The sequence below is a fragment of the Streptomyces sp. R35 genome (genome assembly GCF_041053035.1).
Taxonomy (GTDB): Bacteria; Actinomycetota; Actinomycetes; order Streptomycetales; family Streptomycetaceae; genus Streptomyces; species Streptomyces lutosisoli.
Genome location: NZ_CP163440.1, coordinates 3,871,749 through 3,890,383, shown reverse-complemented (window position 1 = coordinate 3,890,383; position 18,635 = coordinate 3,871,749). Strand labels below are relative to the sequence as shown.

13 protein-coding genes are annotated in these 18,635 nt (G+C 70.4%); 12 read left to right on the top strand and 1 reads right to left on the bottom strand.

All coding sequences use genetic code 11. The features are described from left to right. Window positions 1–141 precede the first annotated feature (141 nt). Window positions 142–996: a hypothetical protein gene (locus tag AB5J50_RS17820; protein ID WP_369259197.1), complete on the bottom strand. Its 855-nt coding sequence runs from the start codon at window positions 994–996 to the stop codon at window positions 142–144. Window positions 997–1,298: 302 nt separating this feature from the next. Here AB5J50_RS17820 and AB5J50_RS17815 point away from each other — a divergent pair, with 302 nt between their 5' ends. From AB5J50_RS17815 to AB5J50_RS17760, 12 genes are all read left to right on the top strand, one after another. After that, a complete protein-coding gene (locus AB5J50_RS17815) occupies window positions 1,299–2,477 on the top strand; it encodes a glycosyltransferase (RefSeq protein WP_369259195.1) in 1,179 nt (392 codons plus the stop codon). Between the two features lie 62 nt (window positions 2,478–2,539). Beyond that, window positions 2,540–3,088: a GNAT family N-acetyltransferase gene (locus AB5J50_RS17810; RefSeq protein ID WP_369259193.1), complete on the top strand. Its 549-nt coding sequence runs from the start codon at window positions 2,540–2,542 to the stop codon at window positions 3,086–3,088. A gap of 15 nt (window positions 3,089–3,103) precedes the next feature. After that, window positions 3,104–4,333: a hypothetical protein gene (locus tag AB5J50_RS17805; protein ID WP_369259191.1), complete on the top strand. Its 1,230-nt coding sequence runs from the start codon at window positions 3,104–3,106 to the stop codon at window positions 4,331–4,333. Window positions 4,334–4,381: 48 nt separating this feature from the next. Beyond that, window positions 4,382–5,197 (top strand): TIGR03936 family radical SAM-associated protein, encoded by an 816-nt coding sequence (locus AB5J50_RS17800; protein WP_327428676.1) that lies wholly within the window; start codon window positions 4,382–4,384, stop codon window positions 5,195–5,197. Between the two features lie 245 nt (window positions 5,198–5,442). Then, on the top strand, window positions 5,443–9,447 hold the full coding sequence (locus tag AB5J50_RS17795) for an Rne/Rng family ribonuclease (protein ID WP_369259188.1): 4,005 nt from the start codon (window positions 5,443–5,445) through the stop codon (window positions 9,445–9,447). A 329-nt stretch (window positions 9,448–9,776) separates the two neighbouring features. Beyond that, window positions 9,777–10,097 (top strand): 50S ribosomal protein L21, encoded by a 321-nt coding sequence (rplU, locus tag AB5J50_RS17790; RefSeq protein ID WP_007381993.1) that lies wholly within the window; start codon window positions 9,777–9,779, stop codon window positions 10,095–10,097. 14 nt (window positions 10,098–10,111) lie between these two features. Beyond that, entirely contained in the window at window positions 10,112–10,366 is a 255-nt protein-coding gene (gene rpmA / locus AB5J50_RS17785) for a 50S ribosomal protein L27 (RefSeq protein WP_028802588.1), read from the top strand. 149 nt (window positions 10,367–10,515) lie between these two features. Continuing rightward, window positions 10,516–11,952, top strand: coding sequence for a GTPase ObgE (obgE, locus tag AB5J50_RS17780; protein ID WP_369259186.1), 1,437 nt, complete (start codon window positions 10,516–10,518; stop codon window positions 11,950–11,952). A gap of 421 nt (window positions 11,953–12,373) precedes the next feature. After that, window positions 12,374–13,801, top strand: a complete 1,428-nt coding sequence (locus AB5J50_RS17775; protein WP_369259184.1) for a VCBS repeat-containing protein — start codon at window positions 12,374–12,376, stop codon at window positions 13,799–13,801. A 256-nt stretch (window positions 13,802–14,057) separates the two neighbouring features. Further along, on the top strand, window positions 14,058–15,608 hold the full coding sequence (locus AB5J50_RS17770; protein ID WP_369259182.1) for an alkaline phosphatase: 1,551 nt from the start codon (window positions 14,058–14,060) through the stop codon (window positions 15,606–15,608). A gap of 101 nt (window positions 15,609–15,709) precedes the next feature. Continuing rightward, on the top strand, window positions 15,710–16,912 hold the full coding sequence (locus AB5J50_RS17765; RefSeq protein WP_369259180.1) for a hypothetical protein: 1,203 nt from the start codon (window positions 15,710–15,712) through the stop codon (window positions 16,910–16,912). Between the two features lie 207 nt (window positions 16,913–17,119). After that, on the top strand, window positions 17,120–18,619 hold the full coding sequence (locus AB5J50_RS17760) for a bifunctional cytidylyltransferase/SDR family oxidoreductase (RefSeq protein WP_327428670.1): 1,500 nt from the start codon (window positions 17,120–17,122) through the stop codon (window positions 18,617–18,619). Window positions 18,620–18,635 lie beyond the last annotated feature (16 nt).

The window sequence follows — 18,635 nt, the reverse complement described above, 5'->3', positions numbered from 1 at the left end:
TCCGTCGCTCCGGGCCTCGGACGCGCGGGCGGTGATGGGGGGTTGGCCGCCCCCCGAGGCCGCAAGGGGCGTCCGGGGGAGGGCTTTCGCCGACCCCTCGGACACCCCTTATCGCGTGTTACCGCAGATGCGGTGCGTCCGTCACGTGCCGCCGTTGACGACGCCCGGGGACGGCTGCAGAGTCACCTTGGTCCAGCGGATGGGATTGCCCAAGGAGTCGTTGCAGTTCAGGGTGGCGTCGGGTTGGCTGTTGTTGACCGCTACGCAGGTGGTCTCCCAGACCTGGCCCGTGGTGGTCATGACGTCGAACTTGATGGGTTGCCCGTTGTTGGAGCTGTGTCCGTTGATGGCGGTTCCGCAGACGAAGCCGACGTCGCCGCCCGCTGGGTAGTTGGCGTGGGTGCTGAGGTCGGTCCACAGGAAGGGGTGAGCGGTGGTGCCCGTGAGGTCGCGGATGCCCGCGTAGGTCTTTCCGCCGCTCAGCGCGACCCGCAGTTCGAAGTTGTTCGAGTCCTGCTGGGCGTCGATGTCGGCGCACGGACCGGTCGCCCCGGTTGCACCCGTGGCCCCAGTCGCGCCGGTGGATCCGGTCGCCCCCGTCGCGCCCGTGTGGCCGGTGGCTCCCGTGGCTCCGGTCGCGCCCGTGTGGCCGGTGGCTCCCGTGGCGCCCGTGTGACCAGTGGCGCCCGTCGCGCCCGTCGCGCCCGTGTGGCCCCGCGGGCCCGTCGGGCCTGTCGGACCCCGCTTGCAGTCGTCCTTGTCGTGGCCGCCGGCGGGTCCGCTCAGCTCGCGCTTGTGGTGGGGTTTCTCGCACTTGTCGCCGCCGGCGGCGGTCGCCAGGGCCTCGTGATCGGTCACGCTCCGCGCTGCCGCCGCGGCGGGGCTGATCACGCCGGTCGCCAGGACCAGCGTCAGCGAGGCCAACATGCCCGCCTTCTTGAACCTCTCGCGCGCCAGCGGCCCCAGCCGCGAGGCCGTCCTGAACTCAGGACTCATGTATGTGCTCCTTGCTTCGAACGGGTTCGGGGGTGTCCCCGAAGCCGTTCGCGAGCTTGACCCGAGCCCCCCGGAGAACCGGCGTAACCAGTCGAAACGCGCACGTATATCGTCAAATCGGCCCAATCGAGGACTCCATATAGGAGCATTTCATCCCTTTAGTTCATCTTTGAACTTGAGTGCGGCCGATAGGGCGCTGTTCCGGCCCGCCCCCGCGTGGACGAAGACTCATGAAAGCGGCTTATGCCACATTGGCGGCCGCTCCTCCGCCAGGCAGCCACCACTCCGGAACCGGTGAGGCCGTGAAGCAGCAGACCATCTGCCTCTGCATGATCGTCAAGAACGAGTCGCGTGTGATCGAACGGTGCCTCGGCTCCGTTCGCCATCTGATCGACACCTGGGTCATCTCCGACACCGGCTCGACGGACGGCACACAGGATCTGATCCGCAAGACGCTCGACGGCATCCCGGGCGAACTCCACGAGGAACCCTGGGTCGACTTCGGGCACAACCGGACCCAGAACATCCGGCACGCCCGCGGCAAGGCCGACTTCCTGCTCACCATCGACGCCGACCATGTGATGCGCCAGGACGCGCCGTTGCCGCGGCTGACGGCGACGTCGTACATGATCCGCTACGACACCCCTGGCACCCAGCACCGTTTCAAGCACCTGATGCGGGGCGACTGGGCCTGGCGCTACGAAGGCGTCACCCACGAGTACCCGTGCACCGACGAGCCCGACGTCCAGGAGAACCTGGACGCGCTGGTGATCGAGGACCACGCCGACGGCGGCTGCCGCAGCGACAAGTTCGAGCGCGACGCGCGCCTGCTGCGGGGCGAGCTCGCCCGCGACCCCGCCAACACACGCACGGTCTTCTATCTGGCCAACACCGAACGCGACCTCGGGCATGCGGAAGAGGCCATCGCCCTGTACGAGCGCCGTGCCGAGATGGGCGGTTGGGTCGAGGAGGTCTACTGCTCGCTGCTGGAGGCCGGTCTCCTCAAGGCCGAGCGGACCGGCGACTGGCCCGGGGCGATGGACGCCTTCTCCCGCGCCTGGGAGTCCCGTCCGCAGCGGCTCGAAGCCAGCTACGAACTGGCCTCACGGCTGCGCCTCCAGGGCCGCTATCACACCGCGCACGCCATTCTCGGCGCCGCCGTGGACAGGCCCGAGCCGGACGACCTGCTCTTCACCAAGGGCTGGGTGTATCGCTGGGGCCTGCTCTTCGAGTTCTCGATCACCGCGTACTGGGTGGGCGACTACGCCTCCTCGATCCGGTCCTGCGACCGGCTGCTGGCCATGCCCGACCTGCCCGAACCGATCCGCGCCCAGACCGAGATCAACCGTGAGTTCTCGGTCCAGCGCGTCGCCACCGTCCCCTCGCCGTCCACCGGACAGCGCAGACCGAAGGCGTCCCGGGCCGGCAAGGCCGCCAGGATCTCCCCTGTCGCGAAGGCGGCGAGGGCGGCGAAGAAGTAGACCCCGGGCGGCGCAGCGGAATTCCGTGGCCGGGGCTTCTCGCGCCCCGGCACACTGGACCGATGCCACAGCTGACGCCACCTCATGTCCGCCACCGCGCCTCCTTTTTGGACGCCGTGCGGGAGAGCGTCGCCGAGGGTGTGTTCGTCGGCGACGCCCTCGAAAGGGAACTGGACGTGTACGGGGACACCTGGCACGAGCCGGAGGGCTTCGCACGGTACGTCGCCGCCGTCCGCGAGGAGGAGCTGGAGGAGGGGCGCCGCCCGGACGGATTCGTGCCCGCCACCTGGTACTGGTACGTGGACGGGGACGCGTACCTGGGCCGCATCCAGATCCGGCACCGGCTGACGCCCTCGCTGCTCGAACTCGGCGGGCACATCGGATACGGGGTACGGCCGAGCGCCCGGCGAAAGGGGCACGCCACGGCGATGCTCCGGAACGTGCTGCCGTACGCCCGTGCCCTTGGGCTCGATCGGGTGCTCGTCACGTGCGACACCACCAACATCGGCTCCCGCAAGGTGATCGAGGCGGCCGGTGGGGAGTTCGAGGACGAGCGGGGCGGGAAGTTGCGGTACTGGGTGCCCACCGGCCGCATCCATGGCGGCGGCTGACGCGTCTACGCAGGTATGGATCTGGAAAAGGCGCCTGCTGAGCGGCCCGTGGCGCAGGCCGAGGGGTGCCTGGCCGTCGCGATCCGCATCCCCGTGCGGATCGTGGTGCTCGTGCTGGTCGTGCCGGTGCGGATGGTGTGGGACGCGCTGGTCGTCGGCGGGCGGTTCCTGAGGGACACCGTGCTGCGGCCGCTGGGGCGGGCGCTCGCGTGGGTGGCGTGGGCGGTGTTCGTCTGGCCGTGGGTGGCCTTGTGGCGGTACGCCGTCGTGCCGGTCGGCAGGGCGCTGGCGTGGCTCGGGAACGTACTGCTCGTCATCCCCGCGGTGTGGTTGTACGACACGGTCCTGACCCCCCTCGGTCACGCCATCGCGTGGGTCGCCCAGGGGATCTGGACGGGCCTCACCCGGGTGGCGCGCGGGATCGGGGCCGGACTCTCCTGGGTGTTCGGCGGTATCGCGGCCGGGCTCGCCTGGGTGTTCGGCGGTATCGCGGCCGGGCTCGCCTGGGTGTACGCGCGGCTGCTCACGCCCGTCGGGCATGCGATCGCCTGGCTGTTCAAGGGGATCGGGCTGGTGCTCGCGGCCGTCGGGATCGGGCTGTACACCGCCACTGCCTGGCTGGTGCGGTACCTCCTCGTCGTACCCGCCCTGTGGTTGTACGAGTGGATCCTCGCGCCCGTCGGCAGGGGCATCGCCTGGCTGGCGCGAGGTCTCGGGTGGCTCATACGGATGATCTTCACCGGGATCGGTGCCGCGATCTACTGGACGGCGCGCGTCCTGCTGGTGCTGCCCGCGCTCGCCGTGTGGCGATGGGTGCTCGTACCGGTCGGACGTGTCCTCGCCGTCATCGGGAGGGAGGTCGGTGAGGCCCTGGGACATGCCTGGCGCGTCGCCGGACACCTCTCGCTCGCCGTCGGGCGGTTCCTCGGGCGACTCTTCCGGTGGATCTTCGTGGAGCCGGTGAGCTGGGTGTACCGGACCGTACTGACGCCTGTCGGACACCTCGTCCGCGACACGGTCCTGCGGCCCGCCGCCCAGGCCGCGCGCAGTGTGGGACGGGCGACACGACAGGCCCTGGCCGCCGCCCGCGAGTCCGCCCGGCAGGCCCGCGCCGACTTCCGGCGGATGCTCTTCGGCGCCCCGCGCGAGCCCGAGCCGGTCTCCTTGGGCGAGGCCCGGCGGGAACCGGGAGCCGGTGAGACACGTACTCTAGGTAGCAGTACGACCGCTCTCACGAAGGACTGAACGACACTGGGCAAGCGACAGCCCGAAGGCCCGCCGCCCGCACCCGCGGTGCAGCGCATCCGACTGCGCTACACCAAGCGCGGCCGCCTCCGGTTCACCAGCCACCGTGACTTCCAGCGCGCCTTCGAGCGTGCGCTGCGCCGTGCCGAGGTGCCGATGGCGTACTCGGCGGGGTTCACGCCGCATCCGAAGGTGTCGTATGCCAATGCCGCACCCACCGGCACTGGCAGTGAGGCGGAATACCTGGAGATCGCGCTCACCGAGACGCGTGACCCGGACAAACTGCGTGAGCTCCTCGACGAGTCGATGCCTGTCGGGCTCGACATCACCGAGGCGGTCGAGGCCCGGACCTCCGGGCTCGCCGACCGGCTCACCGCTTCCGTGTGGGAGCTGCGCCTCGACGGCGTGGACCCGGCGGAGGCGGAGCGTGCGGTCGAGGCCTTCAAGGCGGCCGACACCGTCGAGGTGCAGCGCAGGACAAAGAACGGCATGCGGACTTTCGACGCCCGCAGCGCCGTAGTAAGCCTTGAGACAGGCCTGGGGACAGTCCTTGAGACAGACAGTCCACAGGCTGATAGGCCGACCGACCAGCCCTGTGCGATACTGCGGCTGGTTGTTCGGCACGTGACGCCTGCCGTTCGACCCGACGACGTCCTGTCCGGTCTTCGCGCCGTGGCCGACCTGGCGCCGCCGGTCGCCGCAGCGGTGACCAGGCTGGCGCAGGGGCTGTTCGATGAAGAGACCGGCACGGTGACCGACCCGCTCGCGCCCGACCGCGAGGCAGTCACGGCCGCCCCAGCCGATCGCTCCGGGGTTGCCGCATCTGCCGCCGCGAAGGCGCCGGTGCCGGAAGGTCCCGCGTAAGGACAGATGTCGTAGCGCAGCCCTCGTATCCGGGAGCCACCTGGGTCGGGCAGCGCACCGACCAGAAGACTTTCGCCAGGCCGTACGCACACATGGCGTACGGAACCGGCGAGACAGGACACAGAGAGCTCCCGTGCGGCGCCCGCGCCCCGGACGGCGGCACCGCGCATCGCGCGAGCCGCGGACGTCACCGGCACTGCCGGACCAGGCGCGGCGCCCGGGAGCCTGACGGGAGATCCACCCGCATGCTCGAGCCGACCGAACCCACCGAGGGTTCCGAAACCAACAACACCCCCAGCGACACCTTGCCGCCGCGGCGCCGCCGCCGTGCGGCGTCGCGACCCGCCGGCCCGCCCACAGGCGCTGCCGAGGCCGCGGCCGAGACCACCGCGCCGGCCATACCGGCCGTGGCGTCCGCCGACCTCCCTGAGGAGCCGGCGGAAGAGGTCGTCGAGACCGAAGAGGTCGCTGAGGCCGAAGAGACGGTGGCCGAGGCCGCCGTCGCCGAACCCGAGGACGCCGCTCCGCGCCGTACGCGCCGTCGTGCCACGCGTCGGGTGTCCGCGCCCGCCGGTGCGCCGGAGACCGTCGAGGCGGCCGAGGCCGCCGAGACCGTGGTGCCCGCTGTCGCGGCCGAGGTCGAGGCGGTGGCCGAGACCGCCGCCGAGGTGACCCCCGCTGCCGCCGCCGAGGAAGCAGCGCCCGCCGGCCGTACGCGCCGTCGCGCGACCCGGCGCGCCTCCGCGCCCACCGGTGCGCCCAAGACCGCCGAGGCTGCCGAGACCGCTGAGGTCGCCGTGGTCGCCGAGGAGCAGGTGACCGCCCCCGCCGAGGCGGAGCCGGCCGTCGCCGAATCCGAGGACGCCGCCCCCCGCCGTACCACCCGTCGTCGCGCCACCCGGCGCGTCTCCGCACCCGCCGGTGCGCCCGAGGGCGACACCGTCGACGAGCGTGTGGAGGCGCCCGTGACCAGCGAGAGCAAGGCCGACGAGAGCAAGGCCGCCGAGATCGAGGAGCCGGCCGAGGACGCCGCTCCTCGCCGTACCACCCGTCGTCGCGCCACCCGCAAGGCCGCCGTCGGCTTCTCCGCGCCCGCGCCGAAGGAAGCCGAGTCCGCCAGGCGGCCCGCACGTCCGGCCGTCGCCGTGTTCCAGGCGCCCGTGTTCACCGAGCCGATGTTCCAGACGCCGGAGCGGGCCGCCGCCGCGGCTGCCGCCGAGGCCGCCGAGGAAGCCGCCGAGGCTCCTGAGGCCGAGGAGATCGTCGAGGCCCCCGCGGCCCCCGTGGCCGTCGAGGAGGAGACGGGCGGACGCCGTCGCCGTCGTCGCCGGGCCGTCGAGGAGGAGCCCGCGGCCGTGACCGTCGTCGAGACCGCCGATGAGGTGGAGGAGGCCGACGAGTCCGCCGACGAAGCCGACGAAGCCGGCGAGGGTGACGAGGGCGAGGAGGAGTCCGCGGGCTCCCGTCGCCGTCGCCGTCGCGGTGGCCGTCGCCGTCGCCGTGGTGAGTCCGCCGAGTCGGACAGCGAGGCGGGCGAGGACGAGTACGCCGCCGAGCAGGCCGCGCAGGACGCCGAGGACACCGCCGAGCAGGCCGAGGAAGACGCCGAGGAGGCGGACGAGCGCGAGGAGGCGGGCGGCTCCAGCAGCAGCCGTCGCCGTCGTCGCCGTCGCCGTCGCGCCGGTGACACCGGCACCGACACCGAGCCCGGCGAGAACGACCCCGAGCGCACGGTCGTCAAGGTCCGCGAGCCCCGCGGCAAGAAGGACGAGCACCCGTCCGACGAGGTGCAGTCCATCAAGGGCTCGACCCGCCTGGAGGCCAAGAAGCAGCGCCGCCGTGAAGGGCGCGAGCAGGGCCGCCGTCGCGTTCCGATCATCACCGAGGCCGAGTTCCTGGCCCGCCGTGAGGCCGTCGAGCGGGTGATGGTCGTCCGCCAGAGCGGCGAGCGCACCCAGATCGGCGTCCTTGAGGACAACGTGCTCGTCGAGCACTACGTCAACAAGGAGCAGTCGACCTCGTACGTCGGCAACGTCTACCTGGGCAAGGTCCAGAACGTGCTGCCGTCGATGGAGGCCGCCTTCATCGACATCGGCAAGGGCCGCAACGCGGTGCTCTACGCCGGTGAGGTCAACTTCGAGGCGCTGGGCATGGCCAACGGCCCGCGCCGCATCGAGAGTGCCCTCAAGTCCGGCCAGTCGGTCCTGGTGCAGGTCACCAAGGACCCGATCGGCCACAAGGGCGCCCGCCTCACCAGCCAGGTCTCCCTCCCCGGCCGCTACCTGGTCTACGTGCCCGAGGGCTCGATGACCGGCATCAGCCGCAAGCTGCCCGACACCGAGCGCGCGCGTCTGAAGACCATCCTCAAGAAGATCGTCCCCGAGGACGCGGGCGTCATCGTGCGCACCGCCGCCGAGGGCGCGAGCGAGGACGAGCTGAGCCGTGACGTCGAGCGACTCCAGGCGCAGTGGGAGGACATCCAGAAGAAGGCGAAGAGCGGCGGCAGCTCGAACGCGCCGACGCTGCTCTACGGCGAGCCGGACATGACCGTCCGCGTCGTCCGCGACATCTTCAACGAGGACTTCTCCAAGGTCATCGTCAGCGGCGACGAGGCGTGGGAGACCATCCACGGATACGTGTCCCATGTCGCGCCCGACCTGGCCGACCGCCTGTCGAAGTGGACCTCCGAGGTCGACGCCTTCGCGACGTACCGGATCGACGAGCAGCTGATGAAGGCGCTGGACCGCAAGGTCTGGCTGCCCAGCGGCGGTTCGCTGGTGATCGACAAGACCGAGGCCATGGTCGTGGTCGACGTCAACACCGGCAAGTTCACCGGGCAGGGCGGCAACCTCGAAGAGACCGTGACCAGGAACAACCTGGAGGCGGCCGAGGAGATCGTGCGCCAGCTGCGGCTGCGCGACCTGGGCGGCATCGTCGTCATCGACTTCATCGACATGGTCCTGGAGTCCAACCGGGACCTGGTGCTTCGGCGCCTCCTGGAGTGCCTGGGACGCGACCGTACGAAGCACCAGGTGGCCGAGGTGACCTCGCTGGGCCTCGTGCAGATGACCCGCAAGCGTGTCGGACAGGGCCTCCTGGAGTCCTTCTCCGAGACCTGCGTCCACTGCAACGGCCGTGGCGTGATCGTGCACATGGAGCAGCCGACCTCCGTCGGTGGCGGCGGCAAGCGCAAGAAGCGCCGTGGCGGTGCCGAGCAGATCCACGAGCACGAGCACGAGCTCACGCACGAGGTCGCGGAGGAGCCGGAGACGGTCGAGACCGAGGCCGAGGTGGCCGCCGAGGTCGCCGTGCCGGTCGCGCTCGCCGAGCTCGAGTTCCAGCCGGACGAGGAGCTGTACAGCAGCGCCGCCGAGGCCGAGGCCGCGGCAGGCCGTGGGCGTTCGCGACGCCGGGCGACCCGGCGTGCGTCGGCTCCGGCGGGTGCGCCGAAGGCCGAGGAGCGGGCTCCCCGGGGCCGCCGCGAGGAGCGGGCCGAGCGGACCGAGCGGGCTCTCACGTCCGGCGAGGCCGCCGAGTCCGAGCCGGTCGCGGTCGCGGACCCGGTCGTCGAGACGCCGGTGATCGAGGCCCCGGTGGCCGAGGCGCCGGTCGTCGAGGCGCCCGAGGCCGCCCCGGCCCCCGTACAGGAGGACCAGGCCGCTCCCAAGGGCCGTACGCGCCGTCGTGCGACCCGGAAGGTGTCGGCGCCTGCCGGTTCCCCGAAGGCGGCCGAAGAGGCCGTGGTGACGGTCACCGAGCCGGTCGCGGCGCCCGTGGTCGTCGAGCCGACGCCCGAGCCCGTGGCTGAGCCCGTCGCCGAGCAGGTCGTCGAGGCGCCCGCCGAGAGCGCCGCCCCGGCCCGTCCGCGTCGCCGTGCCGTCCGCAAGGCCACCGCGCCCACCGCGTCCGAAGAGGCGGCCGTCGTGGTCGTCCCGTCGGTCTCGGCGGAGCCGGTCGCCGAGGCGGCCGAGGTGGCTGTGACGTCCGAGGTGACCGAGGCGGCGGCCGAGGCCGGTACCGAGGCTCCGGCCGCGGCCAAGAAGACGGCCGCTCGCAAGACGGCCAAGAAGGCGACGGCGAAGAAGGCCGCCACCAAGAAGACCGCGGCCACGGCCAAGAAGACGGTCGCCAAGAAGACCACGGCCAAGAAGGCGACCGCGAAGAAGACGGCCGCCAAGACGACGGCGAAGAAGACCGCGGCGGCGGAGCAGACGCTCTCCTCCGTGACGGCTTCGACCGACGAGGGCTGAGTCTCAGGGCCACCTGGCCCGTAGTCCCGATGCCCTGGGCGCCGCGCACGCGCGGCACCCAGGGCATCGGTGTGACGGGTGGGTGTGACGGGTGGGTGTGACGGGTGGGCGTGACGGGTGGCACATCCGCGGGGCCCGACCTGGTTTGACCCTTTCGGTCGTGGCCCCGTAACCTTGACCGTCGGCGTGTCCTTCGATGCGCCGCATCCCGTAAACCTTTTTCCTCCCGGTGATGCGCATGCCGTACAGGTCATGCGCTTCGGGAGAGGCCGCTCGCGCAGCGCGCGGCTGGACTGCGGGGTTCCGTTTCGAGCGAGAGAGAGATCCGCGTGTACGCCATCGTGCGCAGCGGTGGTCGCCAGCACAAGGTTGCTGTCGGCGACATCGTTGAGGTTGACAAGATTTCCACTGCCAAGGTTGGCGACACGGTCGAGCTCTCGACCCTGCTCGTTGTCGACGGCGACGCCGTGACCAGCGACCCGTGGGTCCTTGCCGGCATCAAGGTCCAGGCCGAGGTCGTGGACCACCACAAGGGTGTCAAGATCGACATCCTTCGCTACAAGAACAAGACCGGCTACCGCCGTCGTCAGGGCCACCGCCAGCAGTACACGGCGATCAAGGTCACTGAGATCCCCGCGGCTGCGAAGTAAGGGACTGAGGAGACATGGCACACAAGAAGGGCGCATCGTCCACTCGGAACGGTCGCGACTCCAATGCTCAGCGGCTCGGCGTGAAGCGCTTCGGCGGTCAGGTCGTCAACGCCGGTGAGATCCTGGTCCGCCAGCGCGGCACGCACTTCCACCCGGGCAACGGCGTCGGCCGTGGCAAGGACGACACGCTGTTCGCCCTTGACGCCGGTGCGGTGGAGTTCGGTACCCACCGTGGCCGCAAGGTCGTGAACATCGTTCCGGTCGCCTGATCCAGTCCCTTAGGGCTCAGGCTCCGTAGAACAGAGTTCTTCGCGAGGCGGACCTCACTTCCCGAGAGGGAAGGCGGGTCCGCCTTTCGCGTGTTGTTAATAGAAACAGCGCGCACAAGACATTCCGTAAGTAACTGGAGGCACATCCAATGACCACCTTCGTGGACCGCGTCGAGCTGCATGTCGCCGCGGGTAGCGGAGGCCACGGCTGTGCCTCCGTACACCGGGAGAAGTTCAAGCCGCTCGGCGGCCCGGACGGCGGCAACGGCGGCCGTGGCGGTGACGTACTGCTGGTCGTCGACCAGTCCATCACCACGCTGCTCGACTACCACCACAAGCCCCACCGCAGCGCCACCAACGGCAAGCCCGGCGAGGGCGGCAACCGCTCCGGCAAGGACGGCCAGGACCTGATCCTGCCGGTCCCGGACGGCACGGTCGTGCTCGACAAGGCCGGCAACGTGCTCGCGGACCTCGTCGGCCACGGCACGTCGTACGTCGCGGCAGAGGGCGGCCGTGGTGGCCTCGGCAACGCGGCGCTGGCCTCGGCCCGCCGCAAGGCGCCCGGTTTCGCGCTGCTCGGCGTGCCCGGCGGCCTCCAGGAGATCGTCCTGGAGCTGAAGACGGTCGCGGACGTCGCCCTGGTGGGCTACCCGAGCGCCGGCAAGTCCTCGCTCATCTCCGTCCTGTCGGCCGCCAAGCCGAAGATCGCGGACTACCCGTTCACGACGCTGGTGCCGAACCTGGGTGTGGTGACGGCCGGCGAGACGGTCTACACCATCGCGGACGTGCCCGGTCTGATCCCCGGCGCCAGCCAGGGCAAGGGCCTCGGCCTTGAATTCCTCCGCCACGTCGAGCGGTGCAGCGTGCTCGTGCATGTCCTGGACACGGCGACCCTGGAGTCCGAGCGCGACCCGGTCACCGACCTCGACATCATCGAGGAAGAGCTGAAGCAGTACGGCGGCCTCGGCAACCGCCCGCGCATCGTCGTCCTCAACAAGATCGACGTGCCGGACGGCAAGGACCTGGCCGAGATGGTCCGCCCGGACCTGGAGGCGCGTGGCTACCGCGTCTTCGAGGTGTCCGCGGTCGCGCACATGGGCCTCAAGGAGCTGTCCTTCGCGCTCGCCGAGATGGTCGGGCAGGCGCGTGCCGCCAAGCCCAAGGAGGAGGCGACCCGCATCGTCATCCGCCCGAAGGCGGTCGACGACGCCGGCTTCACCGTGGTCCAGGAGGAGGACGGCCTCTTCCGCGTGCGCGGCGAGAAGCCCGAGCGCTGGGTCCGCCAGACCGACTTCAACAACGACGAGGCCGTCGGTTATCTCGCCGACCGCCTCAACCGTCTCGGCGTCGAGGCGGAGCTGATGAAGGCGGGCGCCCGCTCGGGCGACGGCGTCGCGATCGGTCCCGAGGAGAACGCGGTCGTGTTCGACTGGGAGCCGACCGTCATGGCCGGTGCGGAGATGCTCGGCCGGCGTGGTGAGGACCACCGCCTGGAGGCTCCGCGTCCTGCCGCGCAGCGGCGCCGTGACAAGGAGGCCGAGCGGGACGAGGCGGAGAAGGAGTACAACGACTTCAAGCCGTTCTAGGCTGCGACGGCTCTGGGGCGGTGAGGGGTTTTCGCCCCCGCCGCCCCTACCCGTCCCATCCCCAGGGGCTCTGCCCCTTCGACCCCGTTCGGTTGTGTGTCGGGTGCGGGTGGGTGGGGGCTGGTCCAAAAGATTGCGCAGTTCCCCGCGCCCCTTTTAGGGGCGCGGGGAACTGCGCGAGCAACCCCCACCGCCCCGCAGCCGACGAACCACCCCGTATTCAGGGGCGCGGGGAACTGCGCAATCTTTTGGGGGTCTGGGGGCGGAGCCCCCAGGTACGGATGGGACGGGTAGGGGCGGCGGGGGCGAAGAAAGTTGTGGCATGGCAGGGCAACCAAGGGGCTGGGCCGGGAGTCGTAGTGGGCGCGGATGAGGATCTTTCTCTCCGCGTCCAACTGCCTTCCAGACGCCCGGAGTCGACGTGTCCGAGTCCGTCCTGCCGAGAACGCGAAGAGTGGTCGTCGTCGCGATCGCCCTGCTCGCCACCAGCGCCACAGCCCTGCCGCTCGCCCATGCGAGGCCCGTCGCGACGAGTGCGCGACAGGACTTCAACGGGGACGGCTACGAGGACCTGGCCGTCGCCGCCCCGTACGCGACGGTCGGCGGCAAGGCGAAGGCCGGCTACGTGGCCGTGCTGTACGGATCCGCGAGTGGGCTCAGTACCAGCGCCAAGAAGGTGTACACACAGGCGTCCCCCGGCATCCCCGGCACGGTGGAGAAGGACGACCTCTTCGGCGGCCGGCTCACCACGGCCGATCTGGACGGCGACGGGTTCACCGACCTGGTGGTCGAGTCCGGGGGCGAGCGCTGGCAGCAGGGCGGTATCGACCGGAAGGGCAGCAGGACCGTGCTGTGGGGCGGCCGGGACGGTTTCACCTCGGGGAAGGTGCTGCCCGCCGAGGGCAACAGCCCGTACCAGAGCGGTCTGAACGTCACCGGCGACTTCAACGGCGACGGACACCAGGACCTGGCCGACGCCGGTCTTGTGCGGTTCGGGCCCTTCGGCCGCGACGGCGTCCCCGCCGCCACCCAGACCGTGGACATGGTCGACCCCGGCGACCTGCAGCTGAACGACCTGGCGGCCGGCGACACGGACGGTGACGGCATCACCGACCTCGTCCTGAACGCCGGCTCGTACGACCCGGACGACGAGGGCGACCGCGGCGAAACCCTGTACCAGATGCGCGGCAGCGGCGACGGACTCCGGTCGCCCGTCAAACTGACGGACGCGCAGGGGCAGCCGATCCGCGCGGGGTTGTCCCTGGCGCTCGGCGATGTCAACGGCGACCACCGTGCGGACATCGTCCGCGGCGGCGACGCGCTCGGCATCATCTACGGCACCGAGAACGGCCCGGCCACCGCCACGCCCCAGGTGATATCCCAGGACACCCCCGGAGTGCCGGGCGCCGGCGAGACGGGCGACGCCTTCGGCCGGTCGGTCTCGGTCGGGGACGTCAACGGCGACGGGTACGCGGACATCCTTGCGGGCGACCCGTACGAGACCTTCGGCGGGCTGACGTGGGCGGGCACCTTCGCCGTCGTACCCGGCGGACCGAACGGACCGACCGGCGCCGGCACCAAGGTGTTCAGCCAGAACAGCGCCGATGTGCCCGGCACCGCCGAGAAGGGCGACTGGTTCGGCGCGAACACCCACCTCGTCGACGGCAACGGCGACGGCAGGGCGGAGCCGGTCGTCGCGGCATCGGGGGAGGACGCCGGCGCCGGCGCCGTCTGGGTGTTCCGCTCCACCTCCGCCGGAGCCACGGCCAAGGGCTCCTTCGCCTTCGGCGCCCGCGTCCTCGGCACGGTCGCGAGCGGCGCCGGCCTCGGTGACACGTTCCCGAACTGAGCGCCCGCTTCGGCCGGTCCGTCGGCGACGATCTCGGCCCGCCCCCTTCCCGTACTCGCTGCTGACGAATCGTCACTGACGAATCATCAATCCCGTCTCGGCACAGGAGAGTTCGAGAAATACGCCTGTGTCGCGGCGGGTCGTCCGCTGCTCGCGCAGTTGTCATGCCTACGATGCGCTCTGTTCAACAAGCGGGCTGCTGCGCCGTGTGAGCTTCCCGGTGTCCAAGGGGCCACCGACGCAAGGGAGTTCGCTGATGCCCGGAGCAGTCTCACGCGATCGACGCCACTTTCTCACCGCGTCCGCCGCCGTGCTCGGCGCCGCCGCCTCAGCCCAGCTGTGGCTGCCCGGCGTCGCGCGCGCGGCCGAAACACCGCTGCCCGACGGGGTGTTCACCCTCGGTATCGCCTCCGGCGATCCGCTGCCCGACGCCGTCGTGCTGTGGACCAGACTCGCCCCCGACCCGCTGAACGGCGGCGGCATGCCCGACCGCGCCGTGTCGGTGGAGTGGGAGATCGCCGAGGACAGCCGCTTCAGAAAGCCGGCGCGCCGCGGCACCGCCCAGGCACTGCCCGAGTACGGGCACAGCGTGCACGTGGATGTCCGCGGGCTGCGCCCCGACCGTGCCTACTGGTACCGCTTCCGCGCCGAGGGACAGCTGTCGCCGACCGGCCGCACCCGTACCGCACCGCATCCGCACAGCTCGGGCGGCTCGCTGCGGGTCGCCCTCGCCTCCTGCCAGAACTGGCAGAACGGCTACTTCACGCCGTACGCCGACATGCTCGACCAGGATCCCGACGTCGTCCTCTTCGTCGGCGACTACATCTACGAGTCCAAGCCCTCGGCCACCGCCGTACGCCGTCACGAGGGCAGCGACGAGCCGTACACCCTCGTCCAGTACCGCAACCGATACGCGCAGTACCGCACCGACCCGCACCTCGCCGCGATGCACGCGAACGCCCCCTGGGTGGTCACCTTCGACGACCACGAGGTCGACAACGACTTCGCCGGGGAGATCCCGCAGGACCCCGACAAGCAGTCGCACGACGCCTTCGTGGCCCGGCTGACCGCCGCTTACCAGGCGTACTACGAGCACATGCCGGTGCGGGCCACCGCGATCCCGGACGGGCCGCACATCCAGATGTACCGGCGGCTCGACTTCGGGCGCCTGGCCCGCCTCAACGTGCTGGACACCCGGCAGTTCCGCAGCAACCAGGCGACCAGCCAGGAGGGCGCCGAGGACCCCTCGCTCACCATGCTCGGCGCCGAACAGAAGGAGTGGCTGCTCGACGGCCTGCACAAGTCGCCGACCCGCTGGAACCTGATCGCCTCGCAGATCATGATGGCCGAGACCGACCTCCAGGTCGGCGAGGGCAAGCTCTGGTACTACGACGCCTGGGACGGCTACCAGGCCGAACGCAACGCCCTCATGGGGGAGTTCGCGAGCATCCGCAACCCGGTCGTCCTGACCGGCGACCGGCACCTCACGATGATCAGCGACCTCAAGGAGGACTTCGCCGACCCGGACTCCGCCGTCGTCGGCGCCGAGTTCGTCGGCACGTCCATCTCCAGCGGCGGCGACCAGGACCAGACGGCCTTCCACAAGGAGTGGGACCCGCGCATGGCGGACAACCCGCACTGGAAGTTCATCGACGCCCACCGCGGCTACCACCTCTTCGACATCGACCGCGGCGGCATCGACGCCCAGGTGCGCGTCCCGGAGACGGTGCTCCAGCCGGACGCCGCCTCCAGCACACTGGCCCGGCTGCGCGTCGAGGCGGGGGAGCCGGGCGTGAACCTGGCCTGAGCCCGGCCTGAGCACCTGCCTGAGCACGTGCCCTGGGACTCACAGGAGTCCCAGGGCATTCTCAGCTTGCACTCAGGAATGGTCCTTAACGTCCTCTTACCATGGAGACCGACTGTTCGACACGACACGCGACAGCCGCTGAGACGGCTGCCCCCGCGCCGCTGCCCTCCGGTGCCCGGCTGCTGCACATAGGCCCGCACAAGACCGGGACCACCTCGATCCAGGGCGCGCTGTTCGCCGCGAAAGAGGCGATGGCCGAGCACGGTGTCGCCTTCCCCGCGCACAGCAGGCATCCCATGGAAGCCGCCCTCGCGGTCTGTGCCCGGCCCGGCATGATGGGCGACACCCGGCCCACCGAGAGCCACTGGCAGCGCCTGCTGGACGCGGTGCACGCCGCCAAGAAGCAGACCTCGGTGATCAGCAGCGAGTTCTTCGCGGACGCGCCCGACGACGAGACCATCGCCCGGGTCGTCGACGACCTCGGCCGGGACCGCGTGCATGTCCTGGTCACGCTGCGCCCGCTGGCGAAGATCATGCCCTCGCAGTGGCAGCAGTACGTGCAGAACGGTCTGCGCATGGGGTACGAGGACTGGCTCGACCACATGCTGCGCAAGGCCCCGTACGAGAAGCCGAACCCGAGCTTCTGGCGCCGCCACCGGCACGACCGGCTCGTCGAGCGCTGGACGCGGGTCGTCGGCGCCGAGAACGTCACCGTCGTCGTGGTCGACGACCGGGACCGCGGCGGCCTGATGCGCACCTTCGAATCCCTCCTCGGACTGCCGGACGGTCTTCTCACCGAGGTGCCGGACACGGCGAACCGCTCCCTCACGCTCGCCGAGACCGAAATGCTCCGGAAACTCAACATGGAATTCCGTGGCAATGGACTGCCCGACGAGCTGTATTCCAAGCTGGTGCGCAATGGCGCGGTCATGCATATGAAGAACACCTGCCGCCCCACGGCGGACGACCCGCGGATCACCACCCCGGCCTGGGCGCTGGAGGCGGCGGCCGGTATCGGCGGGGAGATGGCCGAGCGGATCGGCACCATGGGCGTACGGATCCTCGGCGACCCGGCGCTGCTGTCCGCCGTACCGTCGCCCGGGCAGGACGATCCCGAGCCGGAGGCCGCGCGGATCGACCCCGAAGTGGCCGCCCAGGCGTTGTACGGAGCGCTCGTCGTGGCGGCCGAGGCCCCACCGGCAACCCCGGCGCGCCCTGCCGCGCGCACGGTTCACCAGACCTCGTCCAAGGAACTCGTCCGTGTTCTCGGCCACCGGGTGCTGAAGCGTCTGAAGGGCAGCTGAGGGGAACTGGGGAGAAACCGCACAAGAAACGTGTGCAGTTACTCACAGCAAACCCGGACAATTCGCTCCCGGTTCCGGGAAGTCGCCTGCATGCAAGGTGAATAACCGGTTGCGCGCACATATGCAGCAGTGGGCGCTCACCTTGCATGGCAGTAACCGTAAGTGGGACCATTCCCAGGTTCCCTGTCGCCCCAAGGTAGGTCACCTGTGTCTGAGCACTTTGCCAAGCCCCGTACCACCGCAGTGATCCTGGCCGGCGGCACCGGTCAGCGCGTGGGTCTGTCGATTCCGAAGCAGCTGCTGAAGATCGCCGGCAAGGCGGTCATCGAGCACACGCTGACCACCTTCGAGCAGGCCGACTCGATCGACGACATCATCGTGCTGATGGCCCCGGGCTATGTCCCGGACGTCGAGAAGATCGTCGCGAAGGCGGGCTTCACCAAGGTGACCCGGATCATCGAGGGCGGCTCGACGCGGAACGAGACCACCGAGCGCGCGATCTCCGCCCTCGGCGAGGGCCTGGCCGAGGGCGAGGACCGCAACGTCCTGTTCCACGACGCCGTGCGCCCGCTGCTGTCCGAGCGCGTCATAAATGACTGCGTGACCGCGCTGGAGCGCTTCCAGGCCGTCGACGTCGCCATCCCGTCCGCGGACACGATCATCGTGACCCGCACGCACGGCGACGACGGCGAGTTCATCACCGAGATCCCGGACCGCTCCCGGCTGCGCCGCGGCCAGACGCCCCAGGCGTTCAAGCTGTCCACGATCCGCCGCGCGTACGAGGTCGCCGCGAACGACCCGAACTTCCAGGCCACCGACGACTGCTCGGTCGTGCTCAAGTACCTGCCGGACGTGCCGATCCACGTCGTCGCGGGCGACGAGTACAACATGAAGGTCACGCAGCCCGTCGACGTCTTCATCGCGGACAAGCTCTTCCAGCTCGCCTCCACCGCCGCGCCCGAGCAGGCCGACGAAGAGGCCTACCGCCTGCTGCTCACCGGCAAGACCGTGGTGGTCTTCGGCGGTTCGTACGGCATCGGCAAGGACATAGCCGAGCTCGCCGAGGGCTATGGCGCGAAGACCTACGCGCTGGGCCGCTCGACCACCGGTACGCACGTCGAGAACCCGGAGGAGGTCGACGACGCGCTGTCCACGGCGTACGCCGAGACCGGGCGCATCGACTACGTCATCAACACCGCGGGCGTGCTGCGCATCGGCAAGCTCGCCGAGACGGACAACGCGACCATCGAGGAAGCGCTGAAGGTCAACTACCTGGCCCCGGTGCAGATCGCCCGCTCCTCGTACAAGTACCTGGCCGAGACCAAGGGCCAGCTGCTGCTCTACACCTCCAGCAGCTACACCCGCGGCCGCGCCGAGTACAGCCTCTACTCCTCGACCAAGGCCGCCATGGTGAACCTCACCCAGGCGCTGTCCGACGAGTGGGCCGGCGACGGCATCCGCGTCAACTGCATCAACCCCGAGCGCACCGCGACCCCGATGCGGACCAAGGCGTTCGGTCAGGAGCCCACGGGTTCGCTGCTGTCTTCCGAGGCCGTGGCGCGCACCTCGCTCGACGTTCTCGTCTCCGAGCTGACCGGTCACGTCATCGACGTCCGTCAGCAGGACCCGACGGCCGGTGCCGGTCAGGCTTCCGGTTTCGAGGCGGCCCTGGCCAGCGTTCTGGACCGCCAGGACGGCGTGGCATAATTAAAAACGAATAATC

Bases quoted from the DNA above. Each gene is read 5' to 3' on its own strand.
- AB5J50_RS17810 (WP_369259193.1), top strand. From the start codon at position 2,540: ATGCCACAGCTGACGCCACCTCATGTCCGCCACCGCGCCTCCTTTTTG.
- rpmA (WP_028802588.1), top strand. From the start codon at position 10,112: ATGGCACACAAGAAGGGCGCATCGTCCACTCGGAACGGTCGCGACTCC.
- AB5J50_RS17770 (WP_369259182.1), top strand. From the start codon at position 14,058: ATGCCCGGAGCAGTCTCACGCGATCGACGCCACTTTCTCACCGCGTCC.
- AB5J50_RS17795 (WP_369259188.1), top strand. From the start codon at position 5,443: ATGCTCGAGCCGACCGAACCCACCGAGGGTTCCGAAACCAACAACACC.
- obgE (WP_369259186.1), top strand. From the start codon at position 10,516: ATGACCACCTTCGTGGACCGCGTCGAGCTGCATGTCGCCGCGGGTAGC.
- AB5J50_RS17820 (WP_369259197.1), bottom strand. From the start codon at position 996: ATGAGTCCTGAGTTCAGGACGGCCTCGCGGCTGGGGCCGCTGGCGCGC.
- AB5J50_RS17765 (WP_369259180.1), top strand. From the start codon at position 15,710: ATGGAGACCGACTGTTCGACACGACACGCGACAGCCGCTGAGACGGCT.
- AB5J50_RS17805 (WP_369259191.1), top strand. From the start codon at position 3,104: ATGGATCTGGAAAAGGCGCCTGCTGAGCGGCCCGTGGCGCAGGCCGAG.